Origin of the sequence: Pseudoalteromonas sp. SMS1, assembly GCF_021530565.1 — a bacterium.
Lineage (GTDB): Bacteria > Pseudomonadota > Gammaproteobacteria > Enterobacterales > Alteromonadaceae > Pseudoalteromonas.
Map to the genome: position 1 here is coordinate 46,304 of NZ_JAKGBI010000018.1, position 18,473 is coordinate 64,776.

The 18,473-nt window shown below is 44.3% G+C and carries 18 protein-coding genes; all 18 read left to right on the forward strand.

All coding sequences use genetic code 11. The features are described 5' to 3' along the window. The first annotated feature begins 14 nt into the window (after positions 1-14). The gene (gene fliI, locus L1286_RS18010; RefSeq protein WP_235408423.1) at positions 15-1,358 is read left to right on the forward strand and encodes a flagellar protein export ATPase FliI; all 1,344 of its coding nucleotides are present in this window, start codon (positions 15-17) and stop codon (positions 1,356-1,358) included. Continuing rightward, complete coding sequence (gene fliJ, locus L1286_RS18015) at positions 1,358-1,804, forward strand: flagellar export protein FliJ (protein ID WP_235408424.1); 447 nt, start codon at positions 1,358-1,360, stop codon at positions 1,802-1,804. The genes fliI and fliJ overlap by 1 nt, the downstream gene beginning before the upstream one ends. A gap of 83 nt (positions 1,805-1,887) precedes the next feature. Continuing rightward, positions 1,888-4,170, forward strand: coding sequence for a flagellar hook-length control protein FliK (locus tag L1286_RS18020; protein WP_235408425.1), 2,283 nt, complete (start codon positions 1,888-1,890; stop codon positions 4,168-4,170). A gap of 46 nt (positions 4,171-4,216) precedes the next feature. Next, entirely contained in the window at positions 4,217-4,741 is a 525-nt protein-coding gene (gene fliL / locus L1286_RS18025; protein ID WP_235408426.1) for a flagellar basal body-associated protein FliL, read from the forward strand. A 10-nt stretch (positions 4,742-4,751) separates the two neighbouring features. Then, positions 4,752-5,846 carry a flagellar motor switch protein FliM gene (fliM, locus tag L1286_RS18030; RefSeq protein ID WP_063356984.1) on the forward strand — a complete coding sequence of 365 codons (1,095 nt, stop codon included), beginning with the start codon at positions 4,752-4,754 and terminating at the stop codon, positions 5,844-5,846. 24 nt (positions 5,847-5,870) lie between these two features. Beyond that, on the forward strand, positions 5,871-6,266 hold the full coding sequence (gene fliN, locus L1286_RS18035) for a flagellar motor switch protein FliN (protein ID WP_235408427.1): 396 nt from the start codon (positions 5,871-5,873) through the stop codon (positions 6,264-6,266). Between the two features lie 11 nt (positions 6,267-6,277). Further along, the gene (gene fliO / locus L1286_RS18040) at positions 6,278-6,646 is read left to right on the forward strand and encodes a flagellar biosynthetic protein FliO (RefSeq protein WP_235408428.1); all 369 of its coding nucleotides are present in this window, start codon (positions 6,278-6,280) and stop codon (positions 6,644-6,646) included. A gap of 5 nt (positions 6,647-6,651) precedes the next feature. Then, positions 6,652-7,395: a flagellar type III secretion system pore protein FliP gene (gene fliP, locus L1286_RS18045; RefSeq protein WP_235408429.1), complete on the forward strand. Its 744-nt coding sequence runs from the start codon at positions 6,652-6,654 to the stop codon at positions 7,393-7,395. Between the two features lies 1 nt (position 7,396). Further along, entirely contained in the window at positions 7,397-7,666 is a 270-nt protein-coding gene (gene fliQ / locus L1286_RS18050) for a flagellar biosynthesis protein FliQ (protein WP_235408430.1), read from the forward strand. 1 nt (position 7,667) lies between these two features. Further along, entirely contained in the window at positions 7,668-8,447 is a 780-nt protein-coding gene (gene fliR, locus L1286_RS18055; RefSeq protein WP_235408431.1) for a flagellar biosynthetic protein FliR, read from the forward strand. A 9-nt stretch (positions 8,448-8,456) separates the two neighbouring features. Next, positions 8,457-9,587, forward strand: a complete 1,131-nt coding sequence (gene flhB / locus L1286_RS18060) for a flagellar biosynthesis protein FlhB (RefSeq protein WP_235408432.1) — start codon at positions 8,457-8,459, stop codon at positions 9,585-9,587. Between the two features lie 58 nt (positions 9,588-9,645). Then, complete coding sequence (gene flhA / locus L1286_RS18065; protein WP_235408433.1) at positions 9,646-11,745, forward strand: flagellar biosynthesis protein FlhA; 2,100 nt, start codon at positions 9,646-9,648, stop codon at positions 11,743-11,745. 19 nt (positions 11,746-11,764) lie between these two features. After that, positions 11,765-13,294, forward strand: coding sequence for a flagellar biosynthesis protein FlhF (flhF, locus tag L1286_RS18070; protein ID WP_235408434.1), 1,530 nt, complete (start codon positions 11,765-11,767; stop codon positions 13,292-13,294). Next, positions 13,287-14,147, forward strand: coding sequence for a MinD/ParA family ATP-binding protein (locus tag L1286_RS18075; RefSeq protein ID WP_023401816.1), 861 nt, complete (start codon positions 13,287-13,289; stop codon positions 14,145-14,147). Before flhF ends, L1286_RS18075 begins: the two co-directional genes overlap by 8 nt. Positions 14,148-14,149: 2 nt before the next feature. After that, the gene (locus L1286_RS18080) at positions 14,150-14,884 is read left to right on the forward strand and encodes an RNA polymerase sigma factor FliA (protein WP_235408435.1); all 735 of its coding nucleotides are present in this window, start codon (positions 14,150-14,152) and stop codon (positions 14,882-14,884) included. Between the two features lie 47 nt (positions 14,885-14,931). Continuing rightward, positions 14,932-15,315, forward strand: coding sequence for a chemotaxis response regulator CheY (gene cheY, locus L1286_RS18085; RefSeq protein ID WP_010364893.1), 384 nt, complete (start codon positions 14,932-14,934; stop codon positions 15,313-15,315). Positions 15,316-15,336: 21 nt separating this feature from the next. Continuing rightward, positions 15,337-16,101 carry a protein phosphatase CheZ gene (locus L1286_RS18090; RefSeq protein ID WP_235408436.1) on the forward strand — a complete coding sequence of 255 codons (765 nt, stop codon included), beginning with the start codon at positions 15,337-15,339 and terminating at the stop codon, positions 16,099-16,101. A 15-nt stretch (positions 16,102-16,116) separates the two neighbouring features. Further along, positions 16,117-18,393 carry a chemotaxis protein CheA gene (locus L1286_RS18095; RefSeq protein ID WP_235408437.1) on the forward strand — a complete coding sequence of 759 codons (2,277 nt, stop codon included), beginning with the start codon at positions 16,117-16,119 and terminating at the stop codon, positions 18,391-18,393. Positions 18,394-18,473 lie beyond the last annotated feature (80 nt).

Genomic DNA, 18,473 nt, shown 5'->3' on the forward strand with positions numbered 1-18,473 from the left:
CCGCATCAGTATTCATGACAGAGACAGCACCCAATAACCAACCATTAGCGAACAGAATTAGTTCTTATCAAAAGCACATTCACTCTTATGGGGTTGCCGTCGCAGGTAGTCTTACACGTGTGGTTGGCCTTACATTGGAAGCAAAGGGCTTGAATGCAGCAGTGGGAAGCCAGTGTAAAATAGAGACGATCAGCGGTTACGTCGACGCCGAAGTGATAGGGTTTAATGATGACATTCTGTATCTCATGCCCAATGACCAAATTTCTGGAGTTTTACCTGGCGCAAGGGTGATCCCTCAAGTGAAGGAATCAGGGTTACCCGTTGGCATGGGGCTATTGGGCCGAGTAGTGGACGGATTAGGGCGTCCATTGGATGGCCTAGGAGCTGTCAAGGCTGAAACACGTTTGAAATTTGCTCAGGCGCCCATTAACCCGCTTGCGAGAAGGCCTATCAGTGAACCGATGGATGTGGGGGTGCGAGCAATTAATTCTATTATCACCGTGGGCCAAGGTCAGCGAATGGGGCTGTTTGCGGGGAGTGGTGTTGGTAAGTCTGTTTTATTGGGCATGATGACCCGAGGTAGTGAGGCCGATGTGATTGTTGTCGGCTTGGTTGGTGAACGGGGTCGAGAAGTTAAAGAGTTCATCGATGAAATTTTAGGTGTTGAAGGGCGTAGGCGATCTGTCGTGGTCGCGGCGCCAGCGGATGCGTCTCCTTTGATGCGATTAAAGGGGTGTGAGAGTGCGGTGACAATCGCTGAATACTTCAGAGATCAGGGTTTAAATGTTCTATTGTTACTTGACTCGGTAACAAGATATGCAATGGCTCAGCGTGAGATCGCATTGGCCGTTGGAGAGCCGCCTGCAACAAAAGGTTATCCGCCCTCAGTATTTGCAAAATTACCGGCCTTAGTAGAGCGTGCTGGTAATGGTGGTGAGGGACAGGGATCTATTACCGCTTTTTTCACCGTTTTGAGTGAGGGGGATGATATGCAAGACCCCATTGCTGATTCGGCCCGTGCAATTTTAGACGGTCACATCGTACTGTCTCGAGACCTCGCTGATAGTGGCCACTACCCAGCCATCGATATTGAGAAGTCAATTAGCCGGGTGATGCCGCAAGTGGTTTCTGAAGCCCACTTGCAGCAGGCTAGAGTGCTTAAACAAGTGTACTCCATGTATCAACAAAATAAAGACATGATCACCCTTGGTGCATACCAACAAGGGAGTGACCCCATGTTGGATCAAGCCATTGCGATGATGCCAACGGTCAACGGATTCTTACAGCAAGGGATGAAAGAAGTGCTCAACTATGACGAGTGCTTACAAGGTCTTGCACAACTTCTAGGACAAGGCTAATGGCGGCAAACAAACTGGCACTATTGCATAAATTAGAGGCGGATAAAGAAGATGGGTTGAGAGTGAACTTTGTCCAAGCTGAGCGAAGTCTACAGGACAATCAACAAAAGCTGAAAGGTCTTAATGACTTTCGTTTGGAGTATTCTCAGCAGTTGTTTAACAAGGCACAACAAGGCCTTAGTAGCAGCGGTTTTTCTCAATATCATAGCTTTATTAATAAAATTGAAGAAGCCATCAAACAACAGGCCAATACCGTCGCTACGGCGAAGCGTGTGGTTGAACAAAGGCGAAAACTCTGGTTGACACAGCAGGCCAAAGTAAAGGCAATCGCGAAGCTTATTGAAAAAAAAGAAATCGAAAAACAACGACTACAAGCCAAGGCAGAACAAAAAATGCTGGACGAGTTTGCGACAAATATTTTTATGAGACGTAAATTGGCTAATTAATGGCTTAAAAATTGCATTTTAAGGAAATAACAGGTTTATAAGTAGGCAAACGGCGTTCGATTGCCGCACTATAGGGTGAGAATATGGTTAATGTTTCATTGGAAGTTGGATTAAACAACACTGTTTCACCGCAGCAAAAGCAAGCAGAAGACAGCGCTGAAGGTAAAGGTTTCATGGCGATGTTAGCCGAAGCCAGTGAGCAAGAAGAAGCAAGAGCATCAGCACAAAATCATGCTGATAGAGAAGAGCAAGCAAAGCAAGAGACGAACCGTGATAACGCGCAGGCTAGCAAGGTCGGAAATGACCAAGCGCAAGCTGGACAAGTTGATCATAGGGCTGTTCCTGAAAGCTTAGCCGAGCCTTTAAAGCTTGATGAATCAAATTTACCTCAGCCAAAGCAAGGGCCCGATGTTGCATTGAAAGTGGCTACTTCTGAGGAGGTAAATAAGGCTGCAACAACCTCAAGTGCGGACACCTTACTTTCTCAAATCAATGCATCAAATAACCAAAAAACAGGTGTTGAGCACCACTTGGCACCAGTACCTCAAGCATTGAAAGCACATCTGGGCAACGCGGAGAAGGTGGATGAGGTACCTGTGAAGGGCAGCAATAAAGGGCCGATTGACCTAATTGGTCCTATCGTTGTACAGGGACAAAAACCCGCTACAGAAGAAGGGAAAGTAGAATCTAAGCTTATGGTTTCAGAGGCGGGTGGCTCGAAAAAGCCGGTGCAAAGTCATATTGAGGCTGTTAAACCAAGCCCCACTGGCCCAAGGCAGTCTGAAGGGCCTGTCGGAGATCCGACGGATGGTATTGTTAAGGGCAACACAACATCGAACCTTCTAGAAAAAGGTGGCAAAGAGCATGCTTTGCCTGAATCATTCGGTGGTGTGAAAAAAGAGCGTGAGTGGCATTTGCATGACAATAAATCAATGAAGCCCAATGCGACTACCGAAGCGATGGTGAATGCGCAAGTAAACATAGAGGGAGCCGGTGAAGCACCTCAAGGAGTCGAAAAAGCGCCAACTGAAGCTGAACGCAAGACACCAAATCTAATTTCAGATTTAATGCAAAAAGCCAATGCATCAGCCCAAGGACAAGACAAATCAACGGTTAAAGAGACAGATAAAATGGTGCCTGTCAGTAAAGGCGGCACAGAAACTGTGGAAAAGTCAGCTCACGTCAGTAAACACAATACAATTCAAGTGGAGGAGGCATCTCAAAGTGCCGCTAAGCAACCTGGTGCTGAAGCAAGTGCTGTATTAAAGTCGGGCGAGGCGATCAAAAAAGAGCAGTTAGCTGAGCTAAAAGTGATGGTTGATAACTTATCTCCTGATGAAAAGCAAGCATTAGAAAAGTTGGTCAACGAACGACTTAATGATGCTAAATCAACGGACACTGTGTCTAAGAAGCAAGAAGCAGCACTTTACCATGCGTTGACTGGCAAAAGCCTGACTCAAACGGCTGAGTCAAATACGACCACCACTGCTAAAACCACAATGGGAAGTGACTCGAAAGACAAGGTTACCTTACTGGGCGAAAAGTTGAGTTCAGATAAGCCTGAAGGTATCGCAAAAGCCAATACCACTCCGACACCAGAGTTTACCTACAATAGCACTAAGGTTGCCGTGAAGGAGCAGCCTGCTGTTGACGCCAGCAAGTTGAGTGCAACAGAAGTTGTCGTAGGTAGTGAAGAACAAGCCGAGTTGCCAAGTGAATTTGAGGGTGAGCAACAAAGTAGCAATCACAATCAACGTCAAACTGCGAGCCAAAATGTAGAGAATGTATTTAAGGCAATCCGCACACTTGGCAATGAACAAATTCAAAGTAAAGAAGAGTTTGATCAGGTCGTTCAGCAGGTTGAACAGTCGCGGCAAAATCAACAGGCCAGTGTGCAGCAATCAAATACACAAGCAAAGTTACAAATGGACCCAGGCGTTGCACAGGCATTGAATCTGACCCGAAGTGATGCGGCAAAAATGCTTCAAGATAAAGTTAATATGATGATTAACTTAAATAATCAGGAAGCTGAGATCCGGTTGGATCCGGCTGAATTGGGCAGTATGCACATTCGCATTCGCTCAGATGCGGAGCAAGCACAAATAAACTTTGTCGTGCAAAACCAAGAGGCTAAAGAGCTATTGGAAGAGTCTATGCCGAAACTAAAAGAGATGTTGGAAGAGCAAGGTATTGCGCTGGGTGAAAGCAATATTCAACAGGACTCGGAAGGAAATTCAAATAGCGATGAAAATGAATCTCAGGGGCATGGAAAACTTGCTAATGAGGCCAGTGAAGCGCAAAATAATAATGAACAATCAGTGACTAGCAAAAAACAAAGTGATTCCGCAATAGATTACTATGCTTAACAACTGCTATCATTAAGAAATAACTTAATTCAATAGAAGCGCACAAATGGCTGAAGAAACCGATTTAGAAATAGAAGAAGCGGGTGGGTCTAAAAAGAAGCTCATTATAATTATAGCTGCGGTGGTTGTGATTTTAGGTGGTGTGGCCGGTTTTTTCTTGATGTCTGGTGGCGATGAAGAAGAAGCGTCGCTGGCCGAAGAGTCCACCGTTGTCGAAGAAGATTTAAGCGAACAAAACGCAGCTGAGATGGGCAGTGCTTTATACGTCGCGATGCCTAGACCATTTGTTTTTAATGTTCCCGGAGCGAGCAGAGACCGAATTGTGCAAATTAAAGTGCAGTTGTTAGTTCGTGGGGACGTGAACGAAGAAGTCACCAAAAAGCATATTCCGTTGATTGAGGGCACTTTGCTAAGTGTGTTTTCAACAACAACCGCAGATGAATTAAGCACCAGCGCGGGGAAAGAGACGCTAAGATTGACTGCATTGGATAAAGTCCAAGCAGCGATGGAAGGTGTTGAAGGCAGCAAAGTTATTGAACGTGTGCTGTTTACCGGTTTTGTAATGCAGTAGGAATCCACCTGTGAGCGATTTACTATCACAAGACGAAATCGATGCCCTGTTACATGGTGTCGATGAAGTTGAAGAAGACGAAGTTCCCTCTGGCGAGGGGGGCGAAGATGCCAATGCCCTGCAGTATGACTTCTCCTCTCAAGACAGGATTGTGCGTGGGCGGATGCCGACGCTTGAAATCGTGAATGAACGTTTTGCGAGACATATGCGTATCAGCTTGTTCAATATGATGAGAAGAACTGCTGAAGTTTCTATCAACGGCGTACAAATGCTCAAGTTTGGGGAATATATCCACACGCTGTTTGTTCCGACTAGTTTAAACATGGTTAGATTTCGTCCATTGAAAGGAACGGGTCTAATCACTATGGAAGCAAGGCTCGTTTTCATTCTGGTTGATAACTTTTTTGGTGGCGACGGCCGTTATCACGCGAAAATCGAAGGGCGTGAATTTACGCCCACTGAGCGTCGTATTGTGCAAATGCTTTTGAAAATCATCTTTGAAGATTATAAAGAAGCATGGGCGCCTGTCATGGATGTCTCTTTCGAGTATCTTGATTCTGAGGTTAACCCTGCGATGGCAAACATCGTATCGCCCACTGAAGTCGTGGTGATCAGCTCATTCCATATTGAATTAGATGGCGGGGGGGGCGATTTCCATATCTCGCTACCATACTCCATGCTGGAACCGATTAGAGAGCTGCTGGATGCGGGTGTACAATCTGATACGGAAGACACAGACTTACGTTGGAGTAAAGCGCTACGTGATGAAATCATGGATGTGGAAGTAGAAATGTCCACGCAGTTACTGGAAGTTGATTTATCATTACAGCAAATTATGGAATTGAAAGCAGGTGACATTATACCAGTGGAAATGCCAGAGCATATCACGGTGTTTGTTGAAGAATTGCCAACTTTCCGCGCTAAAATGGGCCGCTCTAGAGACAATGTCGCCTTGCAAATAAGTGAAAAAATAAAACGTCCTGAGTCTGTTAAATCTGAGCTACATGTATTTACCAAAGGTGGTAAAAAGCTCGATTCAGATGCAGAATTGGCTGAATTAGAAGAAGATCTGCACCTATCTGAAGGTGTTGATCTTGACTGGTGATCAAGAATTTAAGGTAGTAAGTGCATGAGTGATGATCAAGATACGATGGATGAATGGGCTGCAGCGCTGGCCGAAGCAGAAGATGCTGATCAAGGCAGTGCAGAAGTTGCAGAGCTAGAAGAGCTAGAAGAAAGTAATGAAAGTTTAAGCGCTGATGAGAAAAGAAAGCTCGATACTATTTTAGATATTCCGGTCACCATTTCTATGGAAGTGGGAAGATCGAAAATCAACATTAGAAACTTGCTTCAATTAAACCAAGGCTCTGTTGTTGAGCTTGACAGAGTTGCCGGTGAGCCATTGGATGTGCTTGTCAACGGCACATTGATTGCGCATGGGGAAGTGGTGGTAGTAAACGACAAGTTTGGTATCCGACTAACTGACGTAATCAGCCAAGTTGAACGAATCAAAAAGCTCAGATAGTAGATTAAGTAATGACTTGGATGCTATTTACGAATGTGGCTGCTGTGCAGCCACAGGGCCCCAGTTTGGAGATAGTGACGGTTGGTTTATCACTGATCTCTATCATTGCACTCATCATTGGCCTCGCTTGGCTTGTTAAACGCGTAAACCCTAATGTGGGTAATAATCAAGACTTTAAAGTAATCCGTAGCTTACCATTGGGTACTCGAGAGAGGCTGCTGGTAATTGAAATTGACGATAAGCAACACCTCCTGGGTGTCACCCCGCAAAATATTAACTATTTATACCAACTAGAAACCCCTTTAAGTGAAAGCCAATCAGGACCTTTTGTTAAAGAATTAAGTCGCTTTATGGGTCAACCAGTACAAAAAGAAAAGTGAAAATCATGCTTCGACTTTTAATAATTTTAGCTTTAGCTGTATTCCTACCCCAAGTAAGCGCAAATGAGGGTATTGAAGCATTAAGTGTAACGACCAACCCTGACGGCTCTCAAGAGTATTCTGTAACACTTCAAGTACTTGCCATTATGACGGCGCTAGGGTTTATTCCTGCGGCGATTATCATGATGACCTCATTTACACGAATAATTGTTGTACTGGCTATTTTGCGTCAGGCCATTGGTTTACAGCAATCCCCGTCGAACCAAATCCTAGTTGGCATGTCGTTATTTTTGACATTTTTTATTATGGCACCGATTTTTAGCCAAATATATGATGAAGCAGTTCAACCTTATTTAAATGAAAATATGACATCGGTGCAGGCGTTACATGCTGCAAAGGAGCCGATAAAGGCATTTATGCTGTCTCAGACACGAATAAAAGATCTTGAGACATTTGCCAAAATCGCTGGGTACGATAAATTAGACAGCCCTGAAGATACGCCATTTGTGGTTATCATTCCAGCGTTTGTCACCAGCGAGTTGCAAACCGCTTTCATCATCGGGTTCATGTTTTTTATCCCATTTCTTATTGTAGATTTGGTTGTTGCCAGTGTATTAATGGCAATGGGTATGATGATGTTATCTCCAATGATAGTGTCCTTGCCGTTCAAAATTATGTTGTTTGTACTGGTCGATGGCTGGTCTCTCGTGATGGGGACTTTGGCCAGAAGCTTCGGCTTAGGAGTGTAATATGGAACCAGAAGCTTTTGTCGACATCCTAAGTGACTCGTTATTTCTGGTTATCAAGTTAGTCGCTGCTATTGTTGTACCAGGGTTGGTAATTGGCTTAATTGTGTCAGTCTTTCAGGCTGCAACTTCAATCAATGAACAGACACTCAGCTTTTTGCCTAAACTCATCATTACGCTGGTGGCGCTAATTGTCGGAGGACATTGGATGACTCAAGAACTCATGGATTTCTTCAAAATACTGGTGATGCGAATCCCCGAAGTTGCTGGCTAATATGGAAATTCTTTTTTCTGAATTGATGCAAGGGTTGAGCGATTACGTACTGCCTTTAATACGCATTAGCTCAATGATTATGGTCATGGCAGGCCTTGGTGCGCAAAGTGTGTCGAAACGTATAAAAATTTGTTTAGCGATTGTGGTGACGTTTGTTGTTGCACCAGGCATTCCTCAATCACAGTTCACAGACTTATTTTCATTTCAAATGATTTTGGTGGTCATTCAAGAAATGATCATTGGCATTGCCATCGGTTTTGCGTCATTACTTTTGCTTAATACCTTCATTCTTGCAGGTCAAATCTTAGCAATGCAAACAGGATTAGGTTTCGCATCAGTTGTTGACCCATCAAATGGCTTGAGTGTGCCAGCAGTCGGCCAGTTTTACTTGATACTCGCTACATTGCTGTTCTTTGTCTTTAATGGCCATTTAATGATGATCCAAATGATCGTATTTAGCTTTCAATCATGGCCAATCGGTGGTAACTGGTGGCATGCAGATAACTATTGGCAAATTGTGACCTGGGGATCATGGTTGTTTGCGACGGCACTTGCATTATCTTTGGCCCCACTCACTGCGATGTTAGTCATCAATTTAGCATTTGGTATCATGACGCGTGCGGCGCCGCAAATGAATATTTTCTCTGTGGGCTTTGCATTTACGCTCGTGGCAGGTCTCACGATCATCTGGGCGACGTTGGGGAATTTTACAATGCAGTATGAGTTCCAGTGGCTTAAAATGACCGAGCTGATGTGTAACTTAGTTGGTTGCACGGTATAGGAGGCAGCAATGGCTGAAGATTCGGGTCAAGAACGTACCGAAGAACCCACCGCAAAAAAGATCAGCGACGCCAGAAAAAAAGGTCAGGTTGCGCGCTCAAAGGAATTGGGTACAACCTTCGTACTCATTTTTTCTGCAGTGGCGTTGATCTTATACGGCGCCGATATTGCTAAGGGCCTGTTTAACATTATGGGTCGTATGCTGACTCTGAATCGCAATGAGACCTACGATACGACCAAGATGTTTTCGGTGTGGGGGGAGGCTTTCTCTGAATTATTTTTTCCTATGTCTATGTTTGTTTTGATTATTCTTGTTGCTGGAGTGATCGGGAATACATTGTTGGGCGGCTTTAATTTTAGCTGGCAAGCTGCGGCGCCTAAGGCGAGTAAAATGTCGCCGATGAAAGGCATTAAAAGGATGTTCGGAACACAAGCAGCCGTAGAGCTCGTCAAATCAATCTTGAAATTTTTACTCGTTGCCGGGTTTGCCATTTTATGTATTAAATGGATGTTTTACGACATCCTTCATTTAAGTATTGAATCAGCGCCTGGCAACGTTATTCATGCCTTAGAAATACTTGCCTGGCTCTTTCTAGCGCTCAGTTGCACAATGATTGTGATTTCAGCCATTGATGCCCCATATCAGAGTTATAACCACAATAAGCAACTGAAAATGACACTTCAAGAAGTGAAAGATGAGTATAAAAACTCTGAAGGTGACCCTCAGATTAAGGCACGTATCCGAAGAACTCAACGCGAAATGTCACAGCGTAGGATGATGCAAGATGTGCCTGATGCGGATGTAGTGGTAACGAACCCAACACACTACTCGGTTGCACTAAAGTATGATTCTGAAAAAGCGGGCGTACCAATTGTGCTCGCAAAAGGTGTCGATGAGCTGGCCATGCAAATTAGAAAGGTCGCGAAGGGAAATGAGGTCCCAATTGTTGAGTCTCCTGTACTTACACGCTCTCTTTATCACACTACAGAAGTGGGCGATCAGATACCAGATCAATTGTTCACAGCCGTCGCTCAAGTATTGGCTTATGTGTTCCAGCTTAAAAAGTTTAATAAGGGCCGTGGCCGCAGACCTACGGCACTCAGTAAAGACTTACCCATACCAGACGATATGAAGCACTAATAGTTGGAATGAAGATTGCTTTAACTTACCTGCGTCAATAAATTGAAGTTGATAAGTTATGGATTTTAAAGCGGTTCTACAACAAATAAATCGAGACAAAAAAGAATATGCTAAAGGCATTGGTACGCCGTTACTGGTACTTGCAGCTTTAGCGATGGTTATTTTACCGATGCCCCCATTCTTGCTGGATATATTGTTTTCTTTCAATATAGCCTTGGCGCTCGTTGTGTTGTTGGTAACCGTTTACACAATGAAGCCTCTGGAATTTGGCATGTTTCCGGCGGTCTTGCTTATCGCAACGATAATGAGACTGGCTTTGAATGTGGCGAGTACCCGAGTTGTTTTGCTTGAAGGGCATAATGGTGGCGACGCAGCCGGTAAAGTCATTGAAGCATTCGGTTCGGTTGTAATTGGTGGTAATTATGCTGTGGGTCTTGTTGTTTTCCTCATCCTCATCATTATCAACTTTGTCGTAATTACCAAGGGTGCTGGCCGTATTTCTGAAGTATCTGCACGCTTTACATTAGACGCTATGCCCGGCAAACAGATGGCCATTGATGCAGACTTGAATGCCGGTTTTATCTCAGCGGAAGATGCGAGAGCAAGGCGTGATGAAGTCACAAGGGAAGCAGACTTTTACGGCTCAATGGATGGTGCGAGTAAATTTGTAAAAGGCGATGCAATTGCAGGTATCGTGATCTTGGCAATTAATATAATTGGTGGCCTATTTGTTGGTATGGTTCAGCATGATTTAACGTTCTCGCGTGCGATGGAGGTTTATACATTGCTGACAATCGGTGATGGGTTAGTTGCTCAATTACCTTCGTTACTACTTTCTATTGGTACTGCCATCGTTGTTACCCGCCAAAATGAATCGCACAATATGGGTGAGCAAGTTACTCAACAACTAGGCAATGAAAAATCTTTATATATCGCATCGGGTATTTTAATTGTAATGGGCTTAGTGCCTGGCATGCCACATGTTGCTTTTTTGGGTTTAGGTATTTTGATAGGTGGCCTTGCATACTTTTCTCAACAACATAAAGAAAAAGCTGCCGTCGCGAAAGCTGAAGAGGAAGCGCAAGGCTCCCAAGTCGCCAACAAGCCTCAAGACCAAAAAGAGCTTGGTTGGGACGATGTACAACCTGTTGATGTGATTGGCCTTGAAGTGGGTTATCGTTTGATTCCTTTAGTTGACCAAGCACAAGGCGGTGAGTTGTTGAGCCGCATTAAAGGCGTTAGAAAGAAATTGTCTCAGGAATTGGGTTTCCTAGTGCCTCCGGTTCACATTCGAGACAATCTTGAGTTAGATCCCAATGCGTACAAAATTACATTAATGGGCGTAGGCTCAGGAGATGGTGAACTTAAGCATGGCGATGAGCTCGCGATTAACCCAGGTCAGGTCTTTGGTCCAATTCAAGGTGTTGCGACAAAAGATCCGGCATTTGGCTTAGAGGCGGTTTGGATTAAACCTGATCAGAAAGACGAAGCTCATTCTCTTGGCTACACCGTTGTAGATGCAGCAACGGTGGTTGCGACCCATATTAGCCAACTATTGACTAATAACGCTTCACTACTACTAGGTCATGAAGAAGTTCAAAACTTACTGGATATGCTCGCAAAAAGTCATCCGCGTTTAGTGGAAGGATTAGTGCCAGATATACTGCCACTGACAACCATTGTAAAAGTACTACAAAACTTACTCAATGAGGGGGTTGCAATTAGAGACATGCGTTCAATTGTTCAGACCCTTGTGGAGTATGGCCCTCGTAGCCAAGACCCAGATGTACTGACCGCTGCAGTACGAATTTCACTGCGCAGATTAATCGTTCAAGATGCGGTTGGTAATGCAGATGAAATACCTGTCATAACATTGGCGCCCGAGTTGGAACAGATGTTGCATCAGTCTCTTCAGAACGCAGGTGATGAGGGGGCAGGCATTGAGCCAGGCCTTGCGGAGCGACTTCAAGGTTCTTTGAGAGAAGCGCACCAAACGCAAGAAATGCTAGGCGAGCCGTCCATCTTATTAACCTCAGGTATGTTAAGAAGTGTTTTATCAAGATTTGTCAAACATACGATCCCTGGTTTAAGAGTAATGTCTTATCAGGAAGTGCCAGATGAAAGACAAATTAAGATCATTAGCTCTGTTGGGCAATAGAGGAACGAGGTGCTGAGTCATGAAGATTAAAAGGTTTTTTGCAAAAGATATGCGTACGGCTTTGAAAGAAGTAAAAGAAGAGTTAGGGGCAGATGCAGTCATTATGTCGAATAAAAAACTCGCTGACGGTGTTGAGATCGTCGCAGCCATTGACAATGACAGAGTAGCTGCTCAAGCGCAACCAACTGCTGCACAAACTCAGATTGCACCAGAAGCACAGCAAACTTATAGCCAACCTGCGAGAGTCGTGAAGCCACAAACGCGTCGTGCCCAAACAGAACCTCAGGCGAGGGTCGCAGATAGCCTAGAAGCACTCCTAGAGCGTCAAGCACCTAAACCTCGTTCTCCAGAGCTTGCTTCTATGTTTTCTCAATCAGGCATCGACACTGGCGACCTTTTTGCACCAAAAGCAGAGCCAAGCACGGAATTTCAAAAGCCAGACTATCAAGCTGGTTACCAAAAAAATGACTATCAACAAGCCGAAATGCGGGCGGCTAAACCTCAGGCTGCATCGCGCCCAACACGCGCACCTGAACCAATCGCAGATGATTGGGGATTTGACGATGATCTTGACGCAGGTTTTGATGCAACGCCAGCAGCAGTAGAGCCCAAGCAAGATGAAATGAGCTCTATGCGAGATGAAATGAACGCAATTCGCCAATTGCTCGAATATCAACTATCAGGCTTAATGAAACAAGAAATGGAACGCAGAGACCCAACTAGAGCTTGCCTAGTCGATAGACTTCAAGGTATGGGGATCAGTGCAGACGTTGCAGAGCAAATGGCGTGTTTCATTCCCGATGACGTATCTCGCAAAGAAGCTTGGAACGCATTGTTGAATATGGTTGTTAATCAGATGCACACAACCAACAATGATATTCTTCGTCAAGGTGGTGTTTACGCCATGGTTGGACCAACCGGTGTTGGTAAGACGACGACAGTTGCTAAATTGGCCGCATTGGGCGCGCAAAAGTACGGCGCGGATAAAGTTGCCCTAATTACAACAGATACATACAGAATTGGCGCTTACGAGCAGCTAGCAACTTATGGTAGAATCATTGGCTGTCCGGTTAAGCAAGTAAAAGATGCGAATGAGTTAGCTGAAGTTCTTTATCATTTACGCAATAAGCGTCTAGTATTAATAGACACTGCGGGTATGAGTCAAAGAGATTTACGCTTGACTGAGCAGCTAAACACATTGATGCGTAGCTCGAGAGTAGATATTCGTAGTTATTTAGTATTAAGTGCAACATCTCAGATGCATGTATTGCAAGAGACCGTAAATCACTTTAAAAAGGTGAATCTAAGCGGTTGCATTTTTACAAAACTTGATGAATGTCTAAGTTTGGGCGAGATTATTAGTATTGCGATTCAAAATCGCTTACCAATAGGGTATCTTACCAACGGACAACGAGTGCCAGAGGACATTCGTGTAGCAAATGCTCAAAAATTAGTAAAAAAGGCTGAGCAGTTGTATTTAAAAAGAACAAAAGCACAACATTCGCGACGTGAAGCAGTGGCGTCCCAGACAGTAGGAATGTATGATTAATACAGTTTTAGATCAAGCAAGTGGCCTGCGTAAGATGAATCAAAAAAGTAACCACGGAGTCAAAGTAATAGCAGTAACTGGTGGTAAAGGCGGAGTCGGTAAGACCAACGTTTCATTGAATACTGCGATTGCGCTAGGACAACAGGGCCATAGAGTTTTAGTTTTGGATGCCGACTTAGGTTTGGCTAACTGTGACGTGATGCTAGGTTTAAGGGTCGAACGCAACTTATCGCATGTATTATCAGGTGAATGTGAACTTGATGAAATTTTAGTTGAGGGACCCGCGGGGATTAGAATCGTTCCTGCCACATCTGGCTCTCAAAACATGGTTGAATTGAGCCCAGCGGAGCATGCTGGCCTTATCCGTGCCTTCAGTGAACTCAGCAATGACTTTGACGTACTCATAGTAGACACTGCTGCAGGTATCTCAGACATGGTGTTGAGTTTCTCTCGTGCGGCGCAAGATGTAATGGTTGTTGTATGTGATGAACCAACATCAATCACAGATGCATACGCCTTGATTAAAGTGTTGAGCAGAGAGCATGGCGTCTATAAATTCAAAATCGTAGCCAATATGGTTCGTAGTTTACGAGAAGGCCAAGAATTATTTGCTAAACTCTCTAAAGTGACTGACAGGTTTTTAGATGTTGCATTAGAGCTAGTTGCTACGATTCCTTTTGATGAAAACATGCGTAAATCTTCGAGACGTCAAAAAACCATCGTAGAGCTTTATCCTAACTCTCCGGCGGCCGTGGCCTTTAGAGGTTTGGCGAGTAAAGCTGTAAAGTGGCCGGTTCCGCACCAACCTTCGGGCCATTTAGAGTTTTTCATTGAGCAATTGGTTAACGGGTAATTATGGCTACACCGGTCAATCGAATGGCGGGATATCAATCTGTGGACCACTTAAATAAAGTGGTCGAGCGTCATACACCTTTGGTCAAGAAAGTCGCATGTCACTTACTTGCCAGACTGCCTGCTAGTGTTCAGCTAGATGACCTTGTCCAGTCAGGCATGATTGGACTAATTGAAGCAACAAAAAACTTTGATGCAAGCAAAGGCGCTAGTTTTGAAACCTTCGCAGGAATCAGAATTCGTGGCGCGATGTTGGATGAAATTCGACGTGGTGACTGGGCTCCCCGTTCAGTTCACAAAAATAGCCGTCTAGTCGCAGAAGCTATCGCAGAGCTCGAATCTACCTTAGGCAGAGAACCTAAAGACACGGAAATTGCTGAAAAACTTGATATTCCTTTAGATGAGTACCATCATATTTTACATGACGTGAATGCAAGTAAAATTATTGGAATAGAAGACTTGGGCGTTGACCAAGATGTAATTTCACCTGCAGACAATGATTTAGCGCTAGACAAACCATTCAATAACGTTAAGAATGAGCGCTTTAATGAGTCGTTGATAGATGCAATAAAAACATTACCAGAAAGAGATTCATTGGTTTTGTCTTTGTATTACAACGATGAAATGAATTTAAAAGAGATTGGCCATATCTTAGATGTGAGCGAGTCTCGAGTGAGTCAGATTCACGGTCAGGCAATGATTAAACTCAGAGCCAAAATAAATGACTGGATCAATTAGAGTACATTTTAATATTTTTATAGGTTCAAACCTCACCGGAGGAAGTTTTGGATAAGAACATGAAAATTCTCGTGGTTGATGATTTCTCTACAATGAGAAGAATAATCAAAAACCTGTTGAGAGACTTAGGCTTTACAAATGTTCAAGAGGCTGATGACGGCAGCACTGCGCTTCCGATGTTGCAAAATCAAGAATTTGACTTTGTTGTTACCGATTGGAACATGCCTGGCATGCAGGGGATCGATCTACTCAGGGCTATTCGTGCAGACGACAGCCTTAAGCACATCCCTGTCTTGATGGTAACTGCTGAAGCCAAAAAAGAACAAATCGTAGCGGCTGCGCAAGCTGGTGTGAATGGCTATATTGTTAAACCATTTACAGCTGGAACACTAAAAACCAAGTTAGAAAAAGTTTTTGAACGCTTAGGCTAGCAACGAGTTAAGGATAGGCTTATGTCAGAATCCTCTGCGCCACAAATTACATTAGAGCAAGCTAAACAACTTGTTGAGTATCTTGAGAATGGTGACCAAGAGAAAGCCGACCAAATTTTAATTGAAGCAACCAATAAAGAGCAATCGGAGTTGTTTGCTGAAGTCGGAAAATTGACACGTCAATTGCACGAATCTCTAAAGAACTTTGAGTTAGATACACGGTTGTCAGATCTAACTACTGAGGCTCTTCCAGATGCAAAACAGCGTTTAAATTATGTTATGGAAATGACAGAAAATGCTGCTAATAAAACAATGGATGCAGTGGAAGCGAGCCTGCCGCTTGCTCAAGAGTTAGCGGACGAGCTCTCAGAGATAAAACCTACCTGGGATAGGTTGATGAGTCGTGACATTCAACTTGGAGAGTTTAAATCTCTGTGTCACGACCTAAACGACTTTATGCAATCTTCGCAAGGCCGTACAGACGAATTACAGTCGTTGATGACGAATGTTTTAATGGCTCAAGACTATCAGGATTTAACTGGACAAGTCATTCGCCGAGTCATAGAGCTCGTCAGAGAAGTTGAAGACAGCTTAATACATCTGTTAACCGTATTTGGTACAGCAGAAGTGGGTCAACTTAACACGGCTCCAAAACCACAAGAAGTAGTTGAAACCACTGATGAACTATCGGGTCCAGAGGGGCCAATCATTGACGCTGAAGAGCGAGACGATGTCGTCTCAGGTCAAGACGAAGTTGATGATCTGTTATCTAGTTTGGGTTTCTAATAGGAGAGTATAATAATGAGCTTTGAAGTCGATGAAGATATCTTACAAGACTTTCTTGTTGAAGCTGGAGAAATACTCGAACTGTTATCTGAGCAACTCGTTGAATTAGAAAATAACCCAGATGACAAAGATTTACTGAACGCAATATTCAGAGGGTTCCATACTGTTAAAGGTGGAGCAGGTTTTTTGGGTATGAACGAGCTGGTTGATGCTTGTCATGGTGCAGAAAACGTTTTTGATGTGTTAAGGCAAGGACAGCGCTCAGTTAATCCTGAATTAATGGATGTAATCCTGCAATCTTTGGATACCATAAATGATATGTTCGCTTGTATTCAAAACCGCGAACAGCCAGAGCCTGCAGACCAAGAGTTACTCGATGTCTTACATAAACTCAGCCAGCCAGAGTCCGCTGATGAAGCCCCCGCCGCTGCAGAACCGGTTGTAGAGGCGCCTGTCGTGCCCGACACACCAGTTGCCCCTGCAGTTGAAGATGATGTTTTCTTTGAACTGGATGGCAGTGCTGACAATGACGGTGAGGGTAAAGCGCAATCAGACAGCATTGATGAAATTACTGAAGAAGAATTCGAAAGCTTGCTGGATGAACTACACGGCGCTGGAAAAGCCCCTGCACCTGAAGGCAAGGTAGAATCAGCGCCACAAGCACCTGAACCGAGTAATGCGAATGATGGTGACATTACAGACGACGAATTTGACAGTCTGCTTGATGAGTTACATGGTGTAGGGCAATTTGGAAGCGCACCAAGTGAGCCTCAGCCAGCGGCGCCAGCAGCCAGCGAACCTGCTGCATCTTCTCCTACGGCCAGTTCTGGTGGAGATGATGAAGAAATCAATGATGATGATTTTGAGGCGTTACTAGACGAGTTGCATGGTAAAGGTCAGGCACCAAAGAATTTAGAAAGCGAAGCACAGAAGAGTGCTGAGCCAGCTAAACCAGCGGCTCCCGCGACGCCAGCGCCACAACCTGCAGCAGCGCCACAACCTGCAGCAGCGCCACAACCTGCAGCAGCGCCAAAACCGTCACCCAAGCCAGCTCCAGCAGCCAAAGCTGCACCACCCGCAAAATCCGAACCCAAAGCAGCAGCGCCAAAGAAACCTGCGGCACAGGCAGAAACAACGGTACGTGTTGATACTAAACGCCTTGACCAAATAATGAATATGGTTGGTGAGTTGGTACTAGTCAGAAACCGCTTAGTGAGCCTTGCTAACAATAGCAACAGCGAAGCAATGGGTAAGGCAATTTCGAATTTAGATGTTGTGACTGCTGATTTGCAGGGCGCGGTTATGAAAACGCGAATGCAGCCAATTAAGAAAGTCTTCGGACGTTTCCCTCGCGTAGTACGCGACTTGGCTCGCAGCCTGAAAAAAGATATCAATCTAATTCTTGAAGGTGAAGACACAGATTTAGATAAAAACTTAGTTGAAGCGCTTGCGGATCCTCTTGTCCACCTAGTTAGAAACTCGGTAGACCACGGAATTGAAATGCCTGATGTTCGTGAGGCAGCAGGAAAAGCTAGAACGGGTACTGTGACTTTATCAGCGTCACAAGAAGGCGATCATATTCTCCTAACGATCAGAGATGATGGTGCGGGAATGGATCCTGAAAAGCTGAAGAAAATTGCCATTAGTAAAGGTGTCATAGATTCTGATCAAGCAAGCAGATTGTCTGATACAGAAGCTTATAACTTAATCTTTGCACCCGGTTTCTCGACTAAAGAACAAATTTCAGACATCTCAGGCCGTGGTGTAGGCATGGATGTTGTGAAAACCAAAATTACCCAACTCAATGGTCAGGTAAATATTCAGTCTGAGCTTGGTGTAGGGACTATTTTAGAAATCAAAGTACCACTGACGTTAGCGATTCTACCTACCTTAATGGTGATGGTAGGAGAGCAAACATTTGCATTACCTTTGGCAGGTGTGAGTGAAATTTTCCACCTAGATTTGACCAAAACAAATGTGGTGGATGGTCAGCTCACAATTATTGTCAGGGAAAAAGCCATCCCACTGTTCTATTTGGAGCATTGGCTGGTTAAAGGCACAGACATAAACCAGAAAAAAGCCGAAGGGCATGTGGTAATAGTCCAAATAGGTACACAGCAAGTCGGCTTTGTAGTGGACTCGTTAATTGGTCAAGAAGAGGTTGTGATAAAACCTCTGGACTCACTTCTTCAAGGTACTCCAGGTATGGCAGGTGCAACGATCACGTCAGATGGCGGTATTGCATTGATTTTGGATGTGCCAAGCATGTTGAAGCATTACGCGGGTAAGTAGTCTTAAGGACTATTTGCCATCACCGATAAGTGGTGCCATGTGCACCACTTTTCGGATCTGTAACATAAAAAAGAGCGATG